Genomic DNA, 5,025 nt, shown 5'->3' on the forward strand with positions numbered 1-5,025 from the left:
CCCTAGTGTACATCGCGGATAGCACCCGCGGTGAGGGGCACCCCGCGCCCGTCCACCTGGTGGCCGGCCCCGCCCCCCCCCGGGGGGGGGGGGTGGGGGCCCGCGACGGCGCGGCCCCACCCCCCGTTTCGGTGCCCGGAGTGCCGTGAGAGCCGGACGTGTCACACCAGCGGCGGCTTCACGGACATCAGCAGATGCTGGTGCGTGGTGCCCGCGGGGACCGGATCGCCCGTGATCATGGCGCGCTGCCCCGGCCCCAGCAGATGGAGGCGCACCACCGGCTCCTCGAAGGTGGTCAGCGCGTCCATCAGGTACGAGGGGTTGAACGCCACCGTCATCCCGTCGGCGCCCTCCAGCGTGGCCGGCAGCCGCTGCGCTGCCACATCGTCCTCGTATCCCGCCTGGAGCAGCACCGTGCCGTCGGCGGCCGAGAAGGTCAGCTGGATCGGACTGTCGCCGTCCGCCACGACCGAGACCCGCTTGACGGCTTCCACCAGCCTCGCCCGGTCCATCACCGCGAGCGCCGGGTCCGCCATCGCGAAGAGCTTGTCGTGGCGCGGCAGCCGGCCGTCCAGGAGTCGCACGGTCGTCCGCATCCCCGCGTGCTCGAAGCCGGCCGACCCGGCGTCCAGCGCGACGCTGACGAGGCCCGAGCGGCCCAGCGAGCGGGCGATCTCGGTCAGTCTGCGGGCCGACACCACGACATCGGCGGTCGCCTCGGGCTCCGCCGCCTTCCAGGGCAGCGTGCGCACCGCGAAGCGGTACCGGTCGGTGGCGGCCAGCGTCATCGTCGTACCGTCGAGACCGAGCCGGATGCCGGTGAGCGTGGGCAGGGTGTCGTCCCGCCCCGCGGCCACCGTCACATGCGCCACCGCGGCCGCGAACTCGGCCGCGTCCACCGCCCCGCGGACCTCCGGGAGCGTGGGCAGGGCCGGGTAGTCGTCGAGCGGCAGCACCGAGAGCCCGAAGCGGGCGCCGTCCCCCGTGATCGCGAAACGCGAGCCCTCGACCGCACACTCCACCGCACCGTCGGGCAGCACCTTGCAGATGTCGAGCAGCCTGCGCCCCATCACCAGCACCCGGCCGGGCCGCAGCGTCTCCGCCTCCACGTCGATACGGGCCGACGCCTCGAAGTCGAGCCCGGAGATCCGCAGCCGGCCGCCCTCCGCCGCGAGGAGCAGCCCGCCCAGGACGGGCACGGGCGACCGGGTGGGCAGCACCCGGGCCGCCCAGGCGACGGCGTCGGTCAGCTCGCCACGTTCGATGCGGAACTCCATGCCGGGCCTCTTTCGGTGCCGTCGCGTCAGTCCGTCCGACGTTAGACGCCACCACTGACAATCCCCCTCGGCCGGACGGGCCTCGGCCGCGCGGAGACATCGGACGGCCCCATGAGGGCATCCGTCATGGGGCCGTCATCGAGGCGGAGCAGCCGGCCACAGCGACCACCCTCGTGGCGACCTGTGGCCGGCGTGCAGGGCCGCGGATCTCGCTACTTCGTGAAGATGAAGTACTTCCAGCTGCCGTGCGTGGTGCTGTTCACGCTGTCGCCCGAGTACCCGTTCACGTACGAGGGGCGCACTCGCATCTTGTAACCGGTGTCGTGCGGACCGGTCAGCGTGATGGAGGTCCTGCCGCTCGTGGAGAGCTTGAAGTAGTCCGAGCCCACGTCGTACCAGGTGCCCTGGTAGTACAGCTGCAGGGACAGCAGGTGCGAGCGGCCCTTGACGTAGCTCATGGTCGTGTTGAAGACCGGGTTGGTCTTCTTGTGGAAGTACGCGTACGACCTGGTGCCGATCTTCGCGTTCTTGTACTCCTTGGTGATGGAGGTCGAGACCGCCACCCTGGCGTACGCGGTCGACTTCACGGACTTCGGCGCGTAGCGCGCATCACCCCTGAACACGGCGGTGACGGCCGTGTCCCGCTTCATGTCGACGACGACGGACAGGTTGCCCTTGGAGTTGACCGTGCCCTTGCGGGCCAGCTTCTTCGGCTTGTCGGCACCGAAGGGGTCCACCCACAGCTCGACCACGCGGTTCTTGTACGTCGTACCGAGGTGCGCCGTGAACGAGACGTCCTTGCCGTACGAGTAGACCGACTTGTTCCGGTTCAGCGTCAGGGACGGCGTGGCCCGGGAGACGGTGACGGAGTCGTACCCGGAGGACGCGGAGTGCGTGGCGTCACCGGCGTACGCCACCTTGTACGTCACCTTGCCGCCCGCGGGCGGGGAGTTGGTGAACGAGAAGGTGCCGTTCGTGTTCAGGGCCACCGAACTCGGCGAGGTGCCCTTCGGCGACTCCATGTCGGTACGGGTCACCGCGATCCTGGCACCGGCCGGGAACGGTGTGTTCGATGCGACCTTCCCGGTGACGGTGAGCTTCTTGGCGCGGGCCGCCGTCGTCGGGGCGTTCACCGTGACGGTGGTCGCCGACTTGGTGGGCTCGGTCAGGACGCGGAGGGAGAACTCGTTCCGGCTGTTGCTGGACACGGCGAACAGCCGGCTGCCACCGGGCTCCCAGGCCAGGCCGCCGCCGGCCAGGAGATCCGAACCGCTGCTGTCCCCGGTGTTGGGGAAGTCGTACTGCCTGACCGGGGTCGAGGCGCCGGGCTTGAAGACATGGACGTCCGGGTCGTACGAGGAGTCGCTGCCCGCCGCGACCGTGCCGTCGGCCGCGATGGCGACACCGTTCGCGTAGTGCTCGGTGGGGTAGGTCCCCACCTCCGCGAGGTCCGTGGTCCGCCGGATGAAGTGGCGGTCGGCCACGTCGGCCGTGACGAGGTGGCTGCCGTCCGGGGTGAGCGCGAGGTCCTTGGTATGGCTGTACGAGTCGTCCGTGAAGGCGGTGCGGACCGCCGTGCCGGTGGCCACGTCGAAGACCCCGAGCAGGCCCGAGGACGTGGTCTCGTCCCCGGCGGCCAGGGTGTTCGGCGCACCCGGCGTGGCGGCGAGCCTCGGAGCGCCCCGCCAGCCGCTCGCGTCGTCCTGGCCCAGGGCCACCACGGGCTCGGGACCGGACAGGTCCAGCGAGCCGAGGTTGCCCTTCTCCTCGAAGCCGTACCCGAACCAGACCTTGCCGCCCGCGAGGGCGAGGTGTTCCGGATCGGTTCCCTCGCCGGTCGCGTAGCGGGCGGTCCGGGTGACCGTCTGCGTCTCGAAGGAGACGATGGAGTCGTCACCCGGGACCGCCGCGTACAACTGGCCCGAATCGGCGGACAGGGCGAGCCCGTTCACGCCCGGCAGTCCGGTCAGCGTGGCCTGGACCCGGCCCGCGTAGTCGGTGGCGACGAGCTTGCCGCTGTACGGGTCGCTGATGAAGATCCTCTGGTGGACGCCGTCCACCACGATGTCCCCGGCCGTCATGACCGGCAGGATCGCACTGCTGTCGGCGGTGGCCGGATTGGCGGCGCCGCCGACGAGAACTACTGAACTGAAGAGGACCGCGAGCGCTGTCGCGGTCGAAATTCTGCGCGTACGCACAGTGTCTGTTACCCCCACGGTAAGCGGGCCGCGTGGCACCCGGATATGAGAGAGGGGTACGGCCCGGATCGCAGGGTATGGCATGGCGCGGACAGTGAGCGCGGAATATCGGCTGACGGGGGCGGGGCAGTGCCCCGCCCCCGCCCCTTCACTGCTGGAGGTCGCCGCCCAGAAGCGTTCCGCCGTCCGGGGGAAGCCCCAGGTGAGCGGTCCCGAAGGCCACCGACGACGTGTACGCGGGCTGGGTCGTACCGCCGGGCAGCACCCACACACCGCCCCGGTCGTCCTCCCAGGCCGCGCCCACGGCGATCTCGGGCCTGCCGTCGTGGTTGAGGTCCCCGGCGGTCACGGTCGAGCCGAACTGGTCGCCGGTCTCCGCCCCGCCCGGCACCCCGGCCGTGTTCTGCGTGAAGCCGTACGCCCCGGTGCCCAACTGGCCCGTGCGGCGCCCGGGTACGACGGTGACGGCGCCGGCGCCCGGGCTGGTGCCGACCGCCTCACTGGGCGCGCCGATCACGATGTCGCCCACGCCGTCCCCGTTCAGGTCGGCAACGGCCACGGACGCCCCGAACGTGTCGTAGCGCTCGCCCCTGTCGGGTACGCCGGAGGTGTCCTGATGGATGGTCATGGGTGCCTTGTCGTAGGCCACGCCCGTCGCCGAGCCGAACCACACGTGGACGGCACCACCGATGTGGCCGACGGGGCCTTCCGCGTCCGGCTCGTCGGGGTCGCCGACCACCAGGTCCCCGTAACCGTCCCCGTTGACGTCACCGATGGCCGAGGTGAGTCCGTCGCGGAGCTTGCGATCGACGGGGTCCGTCAGGGAGTAGTTCACGAACACGAACCCACCGCTCTGCCCGCCCATGCGTCCGCTGACCACCACCCTGTCGGCCGCCTTGTCCCCGTTCAGGTCGCCGAGTGAAGCGGATCGCGTCCAGCCTGTGCGTTCGTGGAGCGTGGACGAACCGACCACGCCGGTCCGGCTGATCGGACCCTTCAGTTCCGTGGTGGTGCCGTCGTTGACGACCAGTACCCGCGCGCCGTCCGGGCCGGACCACGCGGCCACGTCCTTGCCGGCGTACCGCTCGTTCCGCACCTGTGTCGGCAGCAAGGCCCCGGACACCAGACCGCTCTTGCTGCCCCACAGGACAGTCGCCGAGCCTGCCTGCTTCGCGGCACCGATGCTCTCGTAGATGGAGCCGACCACCAGGTCCGCGTACCCGTCCTTGTCGAGGTCCGCGAGCGCACTGGACGAACCGAAGTGATCTCCAGGAAGGGGCTGGCCGAGCACGTCGGCGCGCTGCCTGCCGCCGAGATCGTGGAGCTGGACTTCGCCGGGGCCTCGGCGGTGGGGGCTTTGATCCGTGAGGGTGTCGAGTGGCATCTGGGGCATGCCATCCACCTCTCGCGCCCGACGCTGGACTGGCCTGACGGACGGCCGGTGGTGACGGCGATGCCGGAGCTGTACGCGGACATGCCGCTCGTACGCACCATCAGGCTGCCCGAGAAACTCTGACCCGGTACGACGCCAGGAGCGCGGGGCCGGGCAT

At 70.8% G+C, this 5,025-nt stretch carries 4 protein-coding genes; 1 reads left to right on the forward strand and 3 read right to left on the reverse strand.

Annotation, left to right across the window (positions count from 1 at the left end; all coding sequences use genetic code 11):
* Positions 1–161: 161 nt before the first annotated feature.
* The 3 genes from dnaN to ACFWSK_RS37005 form a co-directional block, all read right to left on the reverse strand.
* Positions 162–1,277 carry a DNA polymerase III subunit beta gene (gene dnaN, locus ACFWSK_RS36995; RefSeq protein WP_383796386.1) on the reverse strand — a complete coding sequence of 372 codons (1,116 nt, stop codon included), beginning with the start codon at positions 1,275–1,277 and terminating at the stop codon, positions 162–164.
* A gap of 212 nt (positions 1,278–1,489) precedes the next feature.
* On the reverse strand, positions 1,490–3,475 hold the full coding sequence (locus ACFWSK_RS37000; protein WP_383796388.1) for an Ig-like domain repeat protein: 1,986 nt from the start codon (positions 3,473–3,475) through the stop codon (positions 1,490–1,492).
* A gap of 148 nt (positions 3,476–3,623) precedes the next feature.
* Positions 3,624–4,766: an FG-GAP repeat protein gene (locus tag ACFWSK_RS37005; RefSeq protein ID WP_383796391.1), complete on the reverse strand. Its 1,143-nt coding sequence runs from the start codon at positions 4,764–4,766 to the stop codon at positions 3,624–3,626.
* Here ACFWSK_RS37005 and ACFWSK_RS37010 point away from each other — a divergent pair.
* The gene (locus ACFWSK_RS37010; RefSeq protein WP_383796394.1) at positions 4,737–4,991 is read left to right on the forward strand and encodes a hypothetical protein; all 255 of its coding nucleotides are present in this window, start codon (positions 4,737–4,739) and stop codon (positions 4,989–4,991) included. The two genes, ACFWSK_RS37005 and ACFWSK_RS37010, sit on opposite strands and share 30 nt — an antisense overlap.
* The last annotated feature ends 34 nt before the right edge of the window (positions 4,992–5,025 follow it).

This window comes from Streptomyces sp. NPDC058620, from assembly GCF_042717135.1.
Taxonomy (GTDB): Bacteria; Actinomycetota; Actinomycetes; order Streptomycetales; family Streptomycetaceae; genus Streptomyces.